Source organism: Blautia sp. LMAG:36 (assembly GCF_008680535.1).
GTDB classification, from domain to species: Bacteria; Bacillota; Clostridia; order Lachnospirales; family Lachnospiraceae; genus Blautia_A; species Blautia_A fusiformis.
In genome coordinates, this window is record NZ_NALB01000003.1 from 259,854 (window position 1) to 277,547 (window position 17,694).

General features: G+C 45.6%; 14 protein-coding genes and 1 riboswitch. Of the genes, 13 read left to right on the forward strand and 1 reads right to left on the reverse strand.

Annotated features, from left to right (window positions below):
• Nucleotides 1-3 precede the first annotated feature (3 nt).
• The 10 genes from CCC17_RS01405 to CCC17_RS01450 all read left to right on the forward strand — a co-directional run bounded on the left by CCC17_RS01405 (nt 4) and on the right by CCC17_RS01450 (nt 12,095).
• Nucleotides 4-1,107: an ABC transporter ATP-binding protein gene (locus tag CCC17_RS01405; RefSeq protein WP_021651559.1), complete on the forward strand. Its 1,104-nt coding sequence runs from the start codon at nt 4-6 to the stop codon at nt 1,105-1,107.
• Nucleotides 1,108-1,352: 245 nt separating this feature from the next.
• A complete protein-coding gene (locus CCC17_RS01410) occupies nt 1,353-3,026 on the forward strand; it encodes a DUF1002 domain-containing protein (protein ID WP_287082380.1) in 1,674 nt (557 codons plus the stop codon).
• Nucleotides 3,027-3,257: 231 nt separating this feature from the next.
• Nucleotides 3,258-4,460, forward strand: a complete 1,203-nt coding sequence (locus tag CCC17_RS01415) for a class I SAM-dependent rRNA methyltransferase (RefSeq protein WP_059086808.1) — start codon at nt 3,258-3,260, stop codon at nt 4,458-4,460.
• Between the two features lie 74 nt (nt 4,461-4,534).
• Nucleotides 4,535-4,948, forward strand: a complete 414-nt coding sequence (locus CCC17_RS01420; protein ID WP_015525969.1) for a hypothetical protein — start codon at nt 4,535-4,537, stop codon at nt 4,946-4,948.
• Between the two features lies 1 nt (nt 4,949).
• Nucleotides 4,950-5,798 (forward strand): DUF5685 family protein, encoded by an 849-nt coding sequence (locus CCC17_RS01425; RefSeq protein WP_015525968.1) that lies wholly within the window; start codon nt 4,950-4,952, stop codon nt 5,796-5,798.
• The gene (locus tag CCC17_RS01430; protein ID WP_015525967.1) at nt 5,792-6,439 is read left to right on the forward strand and encodes a J domain-containing protein; all 648 of its coding nucleotides are present in this window, start codon (nt 5,792-5,794) and stop codon (nt 6,437-6,439) included. Before CCC17_RS01425 ends, CCC17_RS01430 begins: the two co-directional genes overlap by 7 nt.
• A 193-nt stretch (nt 6,440-6,632) precedes the next feature.
• A complete protein-coding gene (locus CCC17_RS01435; RefSeq protein ID WP_015525965.1) occupies nt 6,633-7,619 on the forward strand; it encodes a diaminopimelate dehydrogenase in 987 nt (328 codons plus the stop codon).
• A 284-nt stretch (nt 7,620-7,903) separates the two neighbouring features.
• A complete protein-coding gene (locus tag CCC17_RS01440) occupies nt 7,904-9,394 on the forward strand; it encodes an N-acetylmuramoyl-L-alanine amidase family protein (protein ID WP_287082381.1) in 1,491 nt (496 codons plus the stop codon).
• 283 nt (nt 9,395-9,677) lie between these two features.
• On the forward strand, nt 9,678-11,138 hold the full coding sequence (locus tag CCC17_RS01445; RefSeq protein WP_092070151.1) for a C40 family peptidase: 1,461 nt from the start codon (nt 9,678-9,680) through the stop codon (nt 11,136-11,138).
• A gap of 231 nt (nt 11,139-11,369) precedes the next feature.
• Nucleotides 11,370-11,539: riboswitch (cobalamin riboswitch) on the forward strand.
• Nucleotides 11,540-11,807: 268 nt separating this feature from the next.
• On the forward strand, nt 11,808-12,095 hold the full coding sequence (locus CCC17_RS01450; RefSeq protein WP_287082382.1) for a cysteine-rich small domain-containing protein: 288 nt from the start codon (nt 11,808-11,810) through the stop codon (nt 12,093-12,095).
• A gap of 106 nt (nt 12,096-12,201) precedes the next feature.
• Here CCC17_RS01450 and CCC17_RS01455 read toward each other — a convergent pair whose 3' ends face one another.
• Nucleotides 12,202-12,918, reverse strand: coding sequence for a phosphatase (locus tag CCC17_RS01455; RefSeq protein WP_021651550.1), 717 nt, complete (start codon nt 12,916-12,918; stop codon nt 12,202-12,204).
• Between the two features lie 354 nt (nt 12,919-13,272).
• Here CCC17_RS01455 and CCC17_RS01460 point away from each other — a divergent pair, with 354 nt between their 5' ends.
• The 3 genes from CCC17_RS01460 (at nt 13,273) to CCC17_RS01470 (ending at nt 17,675) form a co-directional block, all read left to right on the forward strand.
• Nucleotides 13,273-15,798, forward strand: coding sequence for a glycyl radical protein (locus CCC17_RS01460; protein ID WP_278655148.1), 2,526 nt, complete (start codon nt 13,273-13,275; stop codon nt 15,796-15,798).
• 11 nt (nt 15,799-15,809) lie between these two features.
• On the forward strand, nt 15,810-16,601 hold the full coding sequence (locus CCC17_RS01465) for a glycyl-radical enzyme activating protein (protein WP_021651548.1): 792 nt from the start codon (nt 15,810-15,812) through the stop codon (nt 16,599-16,601).
• Between the two features lie 186 nt (nt 16,602-16,787).
• Nucleotides 16,788-17,675 (forward strand): class II aldolase/adducin family protein, encoded by an 888-nt coding sequence (locus CCC17_RS01470; protein ID WP_059086812.1) that lies wholly within the window; start codon nt 16,788-16,790, stop codon nt 17,673-17,675.
• The last annotated feature ends 19 nt before the right edge of the window (nt 17,676-17,694 follow it).

The following is a 17,694-nucleotide window of genomic DNA, read 5'->3' on the forward strand; positions in this document are numbered from 1 at the left end:
ACGATGAAATCATATTTTTTTTATACAGATCAGCTGACCGTAGGCTATGATGGAAAACCGCTGATCAAAGAAATCAATATTCAGCTGAATAAAGGAGAAATCCTGACACTGATCGGTCCCAACGGTGCCGGAAAATCTACTATTTTGAAGAGTATCACAAGACAGCTTTCCCTGATCAGCGGAACGGTATATCTGGAACAGGAACAGATGAGCCGGATGACCAACAGGGAAGTGTCAAAAAAACTGGCTGTAGTACTTACCGAGCGCATGCGACCGGAGCTTATGACCTGTGAGGATGTGGTATCCACCGGACGATATCCCTATACCGGAACTCTCGGGATCCTTTCCGCAGAGGACAAGGAAAAAGTTAAAAGTGCCATGGAGATGGTTCACGCCTGGGATCTGAAGGATCGGGATTTTACAGCCATCAGTGACGGACAGAGACAGCGTATCCTTCTGGCACGCGCCATCTGCCAGGAACCGGAGATCATTATCCTGGATGAACCGACCTCCTTCCTGGATATCCGGCATAAGCTGGAGCTTCTTGCCATTTTGAAGAAGATGGTATTGGAAAAACAGATGACGGTGATCATGTCCCTTCATGAGCTGGATCTTGCCCAGAAGATTTCTGACCAGGTGATCTGTGTTCATGGAGATCACATTGAGAAATATGGTGCACCGGAGGAAATCTTTACTTCCGATTATATTCGGAAGCTTTATGGCATCACCCGTGGAAGCTATAATGCAGAATTCGGCTGCGTGGAAATGGAACCTCCGGCCGGAAAACCGGAGGTGTTTGTGATCGGAGGAAATGGAAGCGGGATTCCGGTATATCGGAAGCTGCAGCGACAGGGGATTCCTTTTGTGACCGGAGTTCTCCATACCAATGATGCAGATTATCAGGTGGCAAAAGAACTGGCTGCAAAAGTGATCACGGAGAAGCCTTTTGAATGCATTTCGGAGTCTGCCTTTGAAGAAGCACTGGAGTTCCTGGGAAAATGTGAAAAAGTGTACTGTCCGCTGAAGGATTTTGGTATCATGAATGAAAAAAACCGGGAATTGTTGAAAAAAGCAAAAGAAACCGGAAAATTAAACCAGATCAGATAAGTTCTCTGGGAAAATGAGAAAAGCAATAAAACGCTGTCAGAAATGAGTGATATAATTTCCGGCAGCGTTTTTTATATAATATAAATTACAAATATTTCAGCAGCTGTGTTATAATATGACAAGAACGACAGATCGTGAAGCGCTCGCATTCGTGGAGATGTAAGTAACGAAGAGGAATGTCCGCTTTACACCGCAAAAGTTAAGCAGATACAATCGATCCGAAAAAATATATGGAGGGAAGATCAATGAAAAAAAGAAACATGATCGCAGCTCTGCTCTGTAGTGCATGCCTTGTGGCAGGAAGTGTAAATCCCGTATTTGCAGATGCATCGAAGGTAGTAACACTTGGAGCAGATCTTACGGATGCCCAGAAGCAGACAATGATGAAATATTTTAATGTAAGTTCCGATCAGGTGCAGGTGATGACCATTACAAATGAGGATGAGCATAAACACCTGGATAATATCGCACCACAGTCCCAGATCGGTTCCAGAACTTTGAGCTGTGCCTATGTGAAGCCTACACAGTCCGGCGGGATCAAGGTCCGCACAGCAAATCTGAACTGGGTGACAGGTAATATGATCGCAACGACACTTTCCACATCCGGTGTGAAGAATTGTGAAGTAGTTGCTGCCTGCCCGATGGAAGTATCCGGAACAGGTGCACTTACCGGTATTCAGATGGCATATGAGAAGGCCAGTGGAGAGAAGCTGGATGAGACCAAGACGAAGCTTGCCAACCAGGAGATCGTAACCACCGGTGAACTTGCAGATAAGGTTGGTAAAAATGAGGCGACAACAGTTGTAAATCAGTCTAAGATGGATGTGATCCAGAACGGAGTACAGAATGCAGATGAGATCCAGAATATTGTCATCAATGTGGCTGAGCAGAACAATATTTCCATAAGCCAGGACGATATTGACAGGATCGTGTCTCTTCTGGGACAGATCGCACAGCAGGATTACAATTATGATGATGTGAAGGAAACACTGGAGCAGGTAGATGCCAATACCACAGGCCAGGCCTCTTCCTCTGATGATACACTGGATGGAGAGAGCAGTGATGACACCGTAGATGTGGATGAAGACTCTTCAGATGATATCGTCAACAATGTAAATGACAGCATTCTTGGGGACGATGTGATCCAGAGCTCCACAGAAGACCCGGGTCTTGAGAAAGAAACAGGAGCAGATTCTCAGGATACAAGCAATGAGACCGGAATTCCGGATGCTACCGACGACGGAACCTATGGCAATGAGGAAAACTCGGACGAAAGCAGCACAGACGAAAGTACCTCTGATGAGAGCAGCACAGATGATAGTGCATCCGACGAGAGCAGTACAGACGAAAGTGCTTCTGACGAGGCTGCATCCGATGAAACCGGAATCCCGGAAGCAACAGAAGACACAGAATCTTCAGAAAGTACAGACAGCTCAGACCAGGCAGACAGTGCAGAAAACGATACTTCTGTGCTCAGCGAAGAAGCAAAGAACAATTATGACAAATTTGTCCTCTTTGTAAAAGGTGAGTATGAGGGCGATGCAGAATCCCTTCTTGCTGCAACGGAAGATACAGAGGCAGTGGCAACTGTAATACTGGATGAGCAGACAGCGAAGAGTGTGGCAGAAACTGTTGAGAAGGATTATTATGACATTCTGAAGGATGGTACAGAATCCTATGAGGCAGATGGTACAGAAAAATATCAGAGTACAGAGCTGAATATGATGGATCAGAAGCTGAAGAAGCTGTTCGGTATTGACAGTTCCCAGGATGCCACAGATGCCACAGACGTGACAGCTACTATTCTTGCAGATGTTCCCCAGGAAGATAAGCAGACGCTTTATAAAGAAACCATGAATTATCTGGCAGGTCTTTACGGCGAGAACACGGACGCTTCTGAGGAATCCGCAGCAGAATAAAAGATCAGCAGAAAAAGAGATGAATACGCCGCAGCAGAGAAAACAACCTCTGCTGCGGTATTTTTTGTCGTGCCGGAAAGATATCATGAAAATTTTGTGATTTACGACAAGGATTTGTGTAAGCACTGGAAAAATGGATTTTTCTGTGATAAAATTGACCGTAAATCGGTTTTGTGGACTCATACATCGCAAACCGTGATAGGGAAACGAGAAAGGGAAAAGGTAGAATTTATGAGCCTGGCAGTAGTAACATTAAAAAAAGGCGAAGGCAGATTCCTGAAATCAGGAGGCCTCTGGGTATATGACAATGAGATCGCAAGCATCATGGGAAGCTTTGTGAACGGAGATATCGTTCTGGTCCGGGACTTTGACGGATATCCAATGGGAAGAGGATTTATCAACACCAATTCCAAGATCACAGTCCGTATGCTTACCAGAGATGAGCGTACAGAGATCAGTCCGGAATTTTTGAAACAACGTGTCCGCGACGCATGGGAGTATCGTAAGAAGGTAGTAGATACCGGAAGCTGCCGTGTGATCTTCGGAGAAGCAGACTTTCTTCCGGGTCTTGTTGTGGATAAGTTTTCAGATGTGCTTGTTGTACAGTCTCTTGCACTGGGAATCGACCGTCTTAAAGAAACGATCCTAGATGCACTGAAGGAAGTCCTTGCTGAGGATGGGATCCGGATCCGTGGAGTCTATGAGCGAAGTGATGCAAAGGTACGCCGCCAGGAAGGAATGGAACTTACCAAGGGATTTATCGGAGAAGAATTTCCGACACTTGTTCAGATTGAAGAGAACGGTGTGAAATATGAAGTAGATATCAGGGACGGGCAGAAGACCGGATTTTTCCTGGATCAGAAATATAACCGTCTTGCTATCCAGAAGCTCTGCAAGGGGGCGAAGGTTCTGGACTGCTTTACACATACCGGCTCTTTTGCCCTGAATGCGGGAATTGCAGGGGCACAGAGTGTTCTCGGTGTGGATGCGTCGGAAACTGCAGTCCTGCAGGCAAGACGAAACGCCAGTCTGAACGGCCTGGACGGAACAGTGAAATTCCTCTGTGAGGATGTTTTTGAACTTCTTCCCGAGCTTGAGGAGAAGGGAGAGAAATTTGATGTTGTGGTACTGGATCCTCCGGCATTTACGAAATCCAGAAGCTCTGTAAAAAATGCCATCAAGGGATACCGTGAGATCAATCTCCGTGCAATGCGTCTTGTAAAGGACGGCGGATTTCTTGCAACCTGTTCCTGCTCTCATTTTATGACGTATGAGCTGTTTACACAGACCATCGGTCAGGCAGCGAAGAATGTCCATAAGAGACTGCGCCAGGTAGAGTACCGTACACAGGCACCGGATCATCCGATCCTCTGGTCAGCAGATGAGTCCTATTATCTGAAATTCTACATTTTCCAGGTATGCAATGACCGTTAGGAACTGCCATCCGGATTTTTTTACGGAAATTTTTGGGCAGTGCCGTCTGGCAGTGAAAAGGAGATGCAGATCATATGAGAGACAAATTCAATAAATTTATGCAGGGACGTTATGGAGTGGATGATCTTTCCAGGTTCACCATGGGAGTCGCACTGGTTCTGATCATTCTGGCAATGTTTGCTAATATATTCAGCAGAACTGTCGGCAGCACCCTTGACATTCTCGGGGTCGCAGCAATCGTATATGCATATATACGTATTTTTTCCAGAAATATCCAGCAGCGTTATGCCGAAAATCAGAAATTCCTTCAGATGACGTCAAAGTTCCGTTTTCGCTTTAATAAAGAAAAGGATCTGATGAAGCAGAGAAAGACCCATCACATCTACAGCTGTCCGGGCTGCGGACAGAAGATACGTATTCCAAAGGGAAAGGGCAAGATCGAGATCGAATGTCCGAAATGCCACACAAAATTCGTAAAAAGGAGCTGACATGTTCGGATATGTGACCGTTAATAAACCGGAAATAAAATTCAAGGATTTTGATGTGTACCGTTCTTTTTACTGCGGTCTTTGCAGAGAATTGCGGGAGAGATACGGGATACCGGGACAGATCTCACTGACTTATGATATGACATTTGTGGTCCTTCTTTTAAGCGCTCTTTATGAACCGCCAACGAAGAAGGGAACCTCCAGGTGTGTGGTCCATCCGCTGAAGCCCCAGCCGGTGCGCAAAAATACAGTAACTGAGTACTGTGCGGATATGAATGTGATCCTTACCTATTACAAATGTATGGATGACTGGCAGGATGAACACAAACCACTGCGCTATGCATATGCAGGAATTCTGAAGAATTGCGGAAATATGCATATGTCCGCTTATCCGGAGAAGATCCAAAGGATCCGAAACGCACTAGAGGAGCTTTCTTCCCTGGAAAAACAGGGGGAAACCGATGTGGACCGTGTAGCCGGATGTTCCGGACGTATCATGGAAGAGATTCTGGCCTTCCGTAAGGATGTCTGGGAATCGTCCCTGCGCCGTCTGGGATTTTATCTCGGAAAATTTATCTACATCCTGGATGCTTATGACGATGTGGAAAAAGATGCAGAAAACGGAAATTACAATCCTTTCCTTGAAAAATATAAGATAGAAGGGTTCGAGGAAGAGGTACGTCGGCTTCTTATGATGATGCTTGCAGAATGCTGCAGAGAATTTGAAAAGCTGCCGATCCTCCGATACGGAGATATCCTTCGAAATATTTTATATTCCGGCGTCTGGTGCCGCTTTGCGGCGATCGGACAGAAGCGCAGGGAAGAACGGGAGAAAGAGAAAAAATGTTAGATCCATACAGCGTGCTGGGAGTTCCCAGAAACGCATCTGATGATGAAATAAAAAAGGCATACCGGAAGCTGAGCCGAAAGTATCACCCGGATGCCAATATCAATAATCCGAATAAGGATCAGGCCGAAGAAAAATTCAAAGAAGTGCAGCAGGCTTACGAGCAGATCATGAAAGAGCGTGAGTACGGAAGTAGTTCCCAGAATGGCTATGGCGGCTACGGAAATTACGGTGGTTTTGGAAATTACGGAAATGCCGGTTCCAGTGCCTATCAGGATGAGGAAAGTATGCGCAGAAGGGCGGCCGCCAATTATGTGCAGAGCGGTCATTTTCAGGAAGCTATGAATGTACTGGATTCTCTTGGTCAGAAAAATGGGGAATGGTATTACCTGGCTGCTATGGCAAATATGGGAATGGGAAATAATGTAACAGCTCTGGATCAGATTCGTGAAGCAGTCCGTCAGGAACCGGATAATATGCAGTACCGTATGCTGCTCCAGAGAATGGAAGGCGGTGGCGGCTGGTATCAGCAGCGGCAGGATCCCTTTGGGGGAATGCCGACTGCAGAAGGGGATATGTGTGATGCCTGCTGCAGGACCATGGCCTGTTTCATGTGCTGGCCGGGCGGCTTTTTCTGCTGCTGATGCAGGAACAAAGCGGTCATCGATATCCCGGAATTGAGAATCGGAATATCCTGAGGCAGCATATCCATATGTTTGTAAGGCGGATCCTGCAGATCCGTTTTGCGATATAGATCGCAGAGGGATTTTTCTGACAGAAATTCACAATGCTGTCCGGAAAATGTCATACTGCAGAGAAAAAGAGGAGGAAATCGTTATGAGTATAAGAATTGGTATTTTAGGTTACGGAAACCTGGGACGCGGCGTGGAGTGCGCCATCAAGCATAATCCGGATACAGAGCTGGTTGCAGTATTTACCAGACGTGATCCAGAGACTGTAAAGATCCTTACAGAGACCGCAAAGGTTTATTCTGTAAAAGATGCGGAGAAGCTGAAGGATGAGATCGATGTCCTGATCATCTGTGGAGGAAGTGCTACAGATCTTCCTGTTCAGACACCGGAGTATGTAAAATATTTCAATGTTGTGGACAGCTTTGATACACATAAGAAAATCCCGGAGCATTTTGCAAATGTTGACAAGGCAGCAGCAGAGAGTGGACATGTAGGAATCATTTCCGTAGGCTGGGATCCAGGAATGTTTTCTCTGAACCGTATGTATGCAAATGCGATCCTTACAAATGGAAACGACTACACATTCTGGGGCAAGGGTGTCAGCCAGGGACATTCTGATGCAGTCCGCCGCATCAAAGGCGTAAAGGATGCAAAGCAGTACACTATTCCGGTAGAAGCTGCACTTGAGGCAGTAAGAAACGGAGAAAATCCGGAGCTTACCACACGCCAGAAACATACAAGAGAGTGCTTCGTAGTTGCTGAGGAAGGTGCTGATCTTGCACGCATCGAGGAAGAGATCAAGACCATGCCGAACTACTTTGACGAGTATGATACAACGGTACATTTCATTTCCCAGGAAGAGCTGGACCGTGACCACAGCGGTATCCCGCACGGCGGTTTTGTGATCCGCAGCGGAAAAACAGGCTGGAACAATGAGAACAGCCATGTGATCGAGTACAGCCTGAAGTTGGATTCCAATCCTGAGTTTACATCTTCTGTGATCGTTGCCTATGCAAGAGCTGCATACCGCATGAACCAGGAAGGACAGAAGGGCTGCAAGACTGTATTTGATGTTGCACCTGCATATTTAAGTGCCCTTGACGGAGCAGAGCTTCGCAAAAAATTCCTGTAAGGATCTGTAACAGATCTGTAACAGACAGGAGCAAAACTGCATAAAAGATCATATCCCCGGAGCATCAGTGAATATTTCTGATGTTTCGGGGCTTTTTTCTGCATAAAATCAACATTGGTAATACCTGGATGATGATTTTTCTGAAAGAAAAGGAAAGAGTTGACGGACCGTAAAGAATGTTATATAATATGGACGTAAAATTGTAACAAAATCGTAATGTTTACGATCAGCCGGACTTAAGAAATAGTAAATATCAATGATCTATCTATCAAAGGAAGGTATGTATGCGAAAATTAAGCAGAAAATGGAAACTCTGGGGACTTTTTTTTGTTCTGATGTTCTTTGCAGCCGGAGCAACTGTACATACAACGGCAACCGATGTACAAGCTGCGGCCAAGAACGGCTTTAAGACCGAAAAAGGAAAATCCTATTATTATCAGAATGGCCAGAAGGTAAAAGGCTGGCTTACACTGAACGGGAAGAAATATTTTTTTAATAAATCCACAGGCGTGCAGATGAAGCGCTGGGCTAAGGATTCCAAGGGCAAACGATATTTTTATAATGTTAACGGTGTCAAGGGCTATATGGCAACAGGCTGGCTTACAGACAGAGAGAACAATACCCGCTATTTTAATCCCACCAGCGGATATATGACAACGAGATGGGCCACGATCAGTAATAAGAAATATTATTTCTACAGCGGCAGTGGTGTTGCTGCAAGAAGCGTATTCCTTACAGACAAGAAGAATGTGACCAGATATTTTACCAGCAAATGCTTTATGGCAAAGGGCTGGGCAACGAATAAGAAAAAGCAGAAGCGTTATTTTGATCCAAACACGGGAGCTATGTATAAGGGCTTTAAGAAGATCGGCAGCAATACCTATTATTTTTACAGCAAGAGCGGCGTGATGGCTACCGGATGGGTCACAAATTCCAAAAAAGGATATAAATATTATTTCGATCCGTCAACCGGTGTCATGGCTACGGGAACGAAGACGATCGATGGCAAGAAGTATACATTTGGCAGCAATGGTGTCCTGGATACCAACCCAAGCACTACTACAGCTACAAGCTCCAGGACCATCAAGAATTTCCTTGCTAATGCACTGCTTCCGGTAGGAAAGACTCTTTACGTATGGGGCGGCGGTCACAACTGGTCGGATGCGACCAGAAAGGGCGTCAGTCCAAAATGGAAACAGTGGTATGACAGCAATTCCAGCTCCTATAATTACAGATATTATATGGATCTCAGTGAAGCTACAGAACAGAAGGGCCTTGACTGCTCCGGCTTTGTAGGATGGTCTGTATATCAGATCATGCAGAGCAGATCCGGTGGACCTATGTACACGGATGTTTCCGGAAATCTTGGATCTTTGTATTCCGGCAAGGGAATGGGTACCGTTGTTTCCCAGTCTCAGCTGGCAAGCTCAAACTGGAAGCTTTATCCGGGAGATATCGGATACAACAGCGGACATACTTGGATCGTTCTCGGACAGTGTTCCGATAAGAGTGTTGTGATCCTCCACTGTACACCGAATGCCGGCGTACAGATTTCCGGAACACCGACACCAAGCGGAACTTACGGAAGCCAGGCAATCAAGCTGGCAGAAACTTATATGTCTAGGTATCCTGGAGCCAGCAAATATGACTATCATGAATCCAGTGGTAACTATATCCGAAACGGTGCATACTTCAGATGGAACAGAAGCACTCTTTCCGATCCCAACGGATATCTGAACAAGACAGCCAATCAGATCCTTGCAGATCTGTTCTGATTAGGATGTGCTGAAAGAAATTTGTATGTAACAAATAGCAATAAGAAACGTGAGAGGAGAACCTGAGATAACCCGGGTTCTCCTTTTTTAATGTCAAAATCATTAATAAATGTTACAAAGTTTTAAACTAATTAATAGAAAATCCTTGCAATCCAAATAACACTGTGTTAATATATAAAAAGATTGAAACAAGATATTGCAAAAGTATTACAAAGAAAACCAACGAAGCGGATGGTCAGATCCGCTGTATTAAATTAGAATCAGATTGCGAGGGTGAACAGTCATGAAGAAAAGGATATTATGTCTGACACTGGCGCTCATCATCAGCGGAGCACAGGTAGTCAGCGTAAGCGCAACAAGAGAAGATGAGGCAGCACTTCAGCAGGAGATGGATGCGACCAACGAACAGCTGAATGCGACTTATTCCAGATTGGATGAGCTTTCCTCACAGAAGTCACAGATTGAAGGCGAGATTTCGACTCTTGATGCCAATCTTGTAAACGTGATGGTTTCGATCCAGACACTGGAGGGAGATATCTCCAATAAGGAAGCCGACATTGCATCTACACAGACCAACCTTGAGAAGGCTAAAAATGCCAAGCAGAAACAGTATGAGGCAATGAAGAAACGTATCCAGTATCTCTATGAGAAGGGTGGAGACGATGCATGGTTCCAGATGATGCTGAATGCAGAGAACCTGTCTGACCTTCTTACAAGAGCAGAGTACACACAGAAGACTTATGAGCAGGACCGTAAGAGTCTTGAAAAATATTCCAATACGATCCAGCAGGTGGCAAACCTGGAGGCACAGTACACACAGGAGAAGGCAGAGCTGGAGGGAATGAAGCAGGAATATGAGGCAGAGTCCCAGAACCTGCAGGCACAGCTGGATGAGAAGCGTGCCACATCCGCAGATTATGATAATGAGATCGCCTACGCACAGCAGCAGGCTACAGATTATGCTAACCTTCTTGCAGAGCAGACTGCAGAGCTTCAGAGATTAGAGGCTGAGCGTATTGCAGCAGAGGAAGAGGCAAGACGTCAGGCCGAGGCTGAAGCAGCAGCGAGAGCACAGGCTGAGGCAGAAGAGGAAGCAAGACGTCAGGCAGAGCAGGAAGCACAGCAGGATGAGGCGGACGAGAGCGAAGACGTACAGCACGATGAGGACGGCGACGTGATCGAGAATGCAGATGAGGATACTGCAGAAGATGACACCGAGGCTGTGGATGAAGATGCAGACAATGGTGAGAATGATGATGCGTCCGAGGATACTGAGAATACAGAGGATAATGCAGACGCAGATTACGATAACAGCACAGACGCATCTGAAGAAAGTGCAGAGGACACATCTAATGCAGAGGATACATCTTCAGACAGTGACAGTTCTTCTTACAGCAGTGGTTCCGGATCTTCTGTTGTGAATTATGCTACACAGTTTGTGGGGAATCCTTACGTATGGGGCGGAACAAGCCTTACCAATGGTGCAGACTGCTCCGGATTTGTACAGAGTGTCTATGCGAACTTCGGAGTCAGCCTTCCGAGAACCTCCTATGAGCAGCAGAATGCAGGTACAGAAGTATCCTACGCAGATGCACAGCCGGGAGATCTGATCTGCTATGGCGGACACGTGGCTATTTACATGGGTAATGGCCAGATCGTTCATGCATCGAACTCTCAGGACGGGATCAAGATCAGCAATGATGCTACATACAGAACAATTGTATCTGTAAGACGTCTTGTATAATAAGAACGTACAACAGAAAATAAAAATACAGCAGCCCGACAGCAGTTTGTCGGGCTGTTTTTGACGTCGGAAAAAATATTGAAAACCCATGGAACGGAGTGAACAGCAACAAAATATGCTCAAAAATGTATAAATATTGAAAACAGTATTGACATATAATTAACAGGATGTTATTATAATGTCAGTATAATTCCATATTGAACATAGCAAGTGCTGAGGATAGCTGACAGTTATATATTGATTATCAGAAGTCCACAGAAAAGGGAATCAGGTGTGAAACCTGAGCGATCCGGTCACTGTAACGGAGGAGCGAATCTCATAGTCCATTGTACGTATGTATGAGAAGGAGAGAGGAGTCATGATCCCGGAGCCAGGAAACCTGCTTGTTATGGCGAGGTTAAACTTCCGTGTAAAGTGTAACAACCATTTCAGGGACTCCGCACCCCTGGGACGTTGTCTACTTTTTTACGAGAGTAGGCATTTTTTTATGGAATGCGCCTGTTCATATGAATTATACATGATTAAATGGCAGGCGATACTACTCCGGATACATTCGTTCCCTCCGCGCACTCATGAACGGATTATATTTCTACCCCGGGGTGGCATCGCTACCTCTTTTTTTATAGGAAAAAATTATGTGTGGTTATGTCAGGAGAGGAGAAAAGAGCCATGGAGAAACCATACTGGGAAGGCAAAGAATACTCTTACTTCAGCCACAAAAACTGTGAATATTTTCCGTGCCATAAAGGAGCAGATCCGGAGAACTTCAATTGTCTGTTCTGCTATTGTCCTTTATATGCACTGGGAGATAAATGTGGTGGTAATTTCCGCTTTACGGAAAGCGGGATCAAAGACTGCACCGAATGCAAGCTTCCTCACAGAAAAGAAAATTTTGGATATGTTACAGGTAAATATAGCGAGCTTGCGGAAATTGTACGAAAGCAGCGGGAAAAATAAAAAACAGGCCAGTTCAGATACAGGAAAATGTATATTCCTGTGTTTGAACTGGCCTGTTTTGTTTTAGGGGACAATATCTGTTATCTGTCGGAAAAGATACAGAAGATCATTCTCTGGTTTGGAGAAAAACCTTGAGTCTGGGAATCTGGTTGTTGAGGATCAGCTGTTCCGGAAACATGGCCTGATGAACAAACTCAGCAGCACAGGTAAAATCTCCGATATGCTCCGGGCCATGGCTGTCACTGGAAAGAAGCAGCGGCAGATCATATTTGCGGCAGCATCGAAGGATCTCGAAACAGTTTTCTCTTGTGTCGCCACGATAGCCATAAGGTGCAAGAGAAGCTTCGTTGATCTCAAAGATCGTGCCGGTTTCCCTGGCAGCCCTTGCAAGCGCATCATAATTAACCGGGTAATGAGTGTTATCACTATGTCCGAGGATCTTTACACAGGGGTTTTTCATTACATTGATAAAAGCTTCTGTGTTTTCGGCTCTGGTACCGCAACGGTAATTCCAGGCATGCATGCTGGCAATGGCGTAATCAAGTTTACATAATAATTCCTGATCTAAATCTACCGTTCCGCTGCGATCAAGGATATTCAGTTCAATTCCGTAGAGTAATTCTACACCGAAATGTTTTTTGGGAGAATAGGTAAGGCTGCGGAAATAGGAGGAAGTTCCGGCTGCCAGAGTGCCGGGACCGTGATCAGTGATCCCGAGAAGCCGGAGACCTTTCTCGGCAGCTGCGCGTGCCATGTTTGTGATGGTACATTCCGTGCCGTGACCACTGGCGATGGAGTGGGTATGCATATCAGAAAGATACATAAAAATACACCTCTTTTACTGTTTGAGAACATGTGACAGAGCGGAATACGAATGTCCGCTTTGCATAAATTTTTTCTGAAAAACAAAGGAATTCCTATATAAATCCAAGTATGGCAGAGCAGAAAAACAAAGTCAATAGAGAAAAACATAAAAATACAAAAAACAAATAAAATCAACAGGGCGCAACCGATAAAAACCACAAAAACAGCTAGAAACACATGTTGGATTTCGTTGACATCGAAGTAGGGGTAAGGTATAATAAAACTACATGAGCACATAGCCGGACAGGAGCGGTTCTGGAAGCGTAGAGGCAGACAGATCACCAGAAACAACCGGTTATGAGAAAGGAGAATCATGGAGAAATTTCATATAGCAGATGTTCCGAAAACAGACAGGATCACACATCTTGTAGATAATCTTTATGCAAAGATGCCGGTGATCGAATCTGCCAGAGCAAAACTGATCACAGAGTCTTACAAAGCAACAGAAGACGAGCCGATTATCACCCGCAGAGCCAAGGCATTTGCCCACATCCTGCACAACATTCCGATCATCATCCGTGATGAGGAGCTGATCGTTGGAAGCAGCACTTTGGCGCCGAGAGGCTGTCAGACGTTTCCGGAGTATTCTTTCCAGTGGCTGGAGGATGAGCTGGATACAGTGGCTACCAGAACAGCCGATCCATTTTATATTGCGGAGGAAACCAAGGCGGAGCTCCGTGAGGTACATAAATACTGGAAAGGCAAGACTACCAGTGAGCTTGCAACCTCCTACATGGCACCGGAAGCGATTCTTGCCATTGACCACAATATTTTTACACCCGGAAACTATTTCTACAATGGTGTAGGACACGTAACCGTTAAATATGAAGAAGTTCTGGCGATCGGTTATGAAGGGATCATTGCCAAAGCTCAGAAGGAACTGGATGAGTGTAATGTAGGAGATGGTGATTACGCAAAGAAATCCCGTTTCCTGGAAGCAGTTATCATGAGCTGTCAGGCAGTTATCGACTATGCACATCGCTATGCCGAGCTCGCAGAGCAGATGGCATATCAGTGTCAGGATCCGACCAGAAAACAGGAACTCCTTCAGATCGCATCCAATTGTACACGCGTACCGGCGAAGGGCGCCCGTAACTTCTATGAGGCGTGCCAGTCCTTCTGGTTTGTACAGCAGCTGATCCAGATGGAAAGCAGCGGACATTCTATTTCTCCGGGACGTTTTGACCAGTATATGTATCCATATTACAAGAGTGATATGGAAGCAGGCAATCTTACCAGAGAATTTGCCCAGGAACTGATGGACTGCATATGGGTAAAATTAAACGACCTGAATAAATGTCGTGATGCTGCATCTGCAGAAGGCTTTGCAGGCTACAGCCTTTTCCAGAACCTGATCGCAGGTGGTCAGAACAAGGATGGCGAGGATGTGACCAATGATCTCTCCTTTATGTGCATCCAGGCGTCTATGCATGTGCACCTTCCGGCACCGTCTCTTTCTGTAAGAGTATGGAACGGATCACCACATGAATTCCTGATCAAGGCTGCAGAGCTTACAAGAACAGGAATCGGACTTCCGGCTTATTATAATGATGAGGTTATCATTCCGGCGCTGCAGAACAGAGGACTTTCTCTTGCAGATGCCAGGGAATATAACATCATTGGATGCGTAGAACCGCAGAAAGCCGGTAAGACAGACGGCTGGCATGATGCGGCATTCTTCAATATGTGCCGCCCGCTGGAGATGGTTTTCTCCAATGGTATGGATAAAGGAGTCCAGATCGGTGTCAGGACAGGCGATGTCACAGAGATGAAGACCTTTGATGAGTTTTATGACGCATATAAGAAACAGATGGAATATTTTATTTCCCTGCTTGTAAATGCAGACAATGCCATTGACGTGGCACATGCTGAGAGGTGTCCGCTTCCATTCCTTTCCTGTATGGTGGATGACTGCATGAAACGTGGTAAATCCGTTCAGGAGGGAGGCGCTGTTTATAACTTTACCGGCCCTCAGGGATTTGGTATTGCAAACATGGCAGATTCTCTGTATGCGATCCGTAAACTTGTTTATGAAGAAAAGAAAGTTACCATGGAAGAGATGAAGGAAGCTCTGGCATGGAACTATGGCAAGGGTATTGATGCACAGTCTGCAGCAGATATTACTACAATTGTAATGCAGAAGCTTCAGGAAAATGGCATCGGTGTAAATGAGCAGACAGCCAAGGCTGTTATGACAGCAGCGCTTGGAGCAGAACCATCTCCGGAGAAAAAGGCAAGATTTGAAGAAATCCACAAACTGATCGATGAAGTTCCGAAATACGGAAACGATATTCCGGATGTGGATTATTTTGCAAGAGATGTTGCCTATACTTACACAAAACCACTTCAGAAATACAAAAACCCGAGAGGCGGACATTATCAGGCCGGACTTTATCCGGTATCCGCAAATGTTCCCCTTGGCGGACAGACCGGTGCTACACCGGATGGCCGTTATGCACATACACCAGTTGCAGATGGTGTTTCTCCGTCAGCAGGCAAGGATGTGAAGGGCCCGACAGCAGCAGCAACTTCCGTATCCCGTCTGGATCATTTTATCGTATCCAACGGAACACTGTTCAATCAGAAATTCCATCCGTCTGCACTTGCAGGAAGAGAGGGCCTGGAGAAATTTGTAGCACTGATCCGTGGATACTTTGATCAGAAGGGTATGCATATGCAGTTCAATGTTGTCGACAGAGAGACACTTCTGGATGCACAGAAGCATCCGGAGAAGTACAAACATCTGGTTGTACGTGTTGCAGGCTACAGCGCATTGTTCACTACACTTTCCAGATCTCTGCAGGACGATATCATCAGAAGAACAGAGCAGGGCTTCTAAAGGAGTAACGAATGGACTATTTGGATACAAAGGGCAGGATCTTTGATATTCAGAAATATTCAGTACACGATGGACCGGGTATCCGTACCATCGTGTTCCTGAAGGGCTGCGTTCTTCGCTGCCGCTGGTGCTGTAATCCGGAATCACAGGAATACCGGATCCAGAACATGAAGGTTCTGGGAGAAGATAAAGTGATCGGCCGCGACGTGACAGTTCGTGAGATGATCGAAGAGGTGGAAAAAGACCGTGCCTATTATTACCGTTCCGGAGGCGGGATCACCCTTTCCGGAGGGGAATGTATGTGCCAGGCGGACTTTTCCAGAGACCTTCTCCGCGCAGCAAAGGAGAGAGGAATCAACACAGCAGTGGAAAGCATGGCCTGTGCCCCATGGGAAAAGATCGAACAGGTACTTCCCTATCTGGATGTATATCTGATGGATATCAAGCATATGGATCAGGAAAAACATAAAGAATTCACAGGACGGGCCAACGGACTGATGCTGGAGAATGCAAGAAGGGTTGCGCTCTACGGAAAAACCAGATTGGTGATCCGCGTTCCGGTGATCCCCACATTTAATGATTCTGTGGAAGAGATCCAGGCGATCGCAAGATTTGCAGCATCCCTTCCGGGCGTAAACAAGATCCATCTTCTTCCGTACCACAGACTGGGGCAGGATAAATATGAAGGACTTGGCAGACCCTATTTAATGGAAGGAATCCTTCCGCCTACAGCAGAACATATGCAGATGTTAAAGAATGCAGTGCATGCGGTATGCAGCCTGGACTGCCAGATCGGCGGCTGAGAGATACAGGATTACAGAAAAAAGATCCTTTACAAACAGAAAATATAAAAAACAATAAAAACAACACAAAATACAACAAGAAACCAACATAAAACAACGGATTGTCCTTGACTTATTTTGTGGTATGGGGTAAAATGTTCTCAGAAACAAAATAGTGCAATCCAATGCTCAAGGAGGAAATTAAGCATGGTAAACGAGTTTGAAATCAAAAAACAGCTTTGTGACATCGGTAAGAGAATCTACAACCGTAACATGGTTGCAGCTAACGACGGAAACTTTTCTGTTAAGATAGCTGAGAATGAATATCTTTGCACACCAACTGGTGTATCCAAAGGATTCATGACACCAGAGTTCATCTGTAAAGTAGATGGTAAAGGTAATGTAATCCAGGCTAACCCGGGATTCAAACCATCATCTGAGATCAAGATGCACATGAGAGTATATGAGAAGAGACCGGACGTAGGATCTGTTGTACATGCTCATCCGATCTATGCAACATCTTTCGCAATCGCAGGTATTCCGCTTACACAGCCGATCATGCCGGAGGCAGTTATCGCTCTTGGATGCGTTCCGATCGCTGAGTATGGTACACCTTCCACAATGGAGATTCCGGACAACCTTGAGAAATACCTTCCATACTTTGATGCAGTACTTCTTGAGAACCACGGAGCACTTACATGGAGCACAGACCTTAACGCTGCATACATGAAGATGGAGTCTGTAGAGTTCTACGCACAGCTTCTGTATCAGACCAAGCTCCTTGGCGGACCGAAGGAATTCGACAAAGAGAACATCGAGAAACTCTATGCGATCCGTCGTAAATTTGGTATGCCTGGTAAACATCCGGCAAGCCTCTGCCTGAACAAAGACGGCAAGAACTGCCACAACTGCGGTGGTGCATGCCACAGTGAGGACTACAAACAGTTCCCGGGATATCAGTATGATTTCGTTGGAAAAGACTGCGGAACAAGCGCTGCTGATCCTCAGGGTGAGGCTCCGGCTGCTGCAAACAACGATGCAGAGCTTGTTGCTCAGATCACAAAACAGGTTATGGCTCAGCTTGGCCTGAAATAATCTTTTGACGGAATAATTA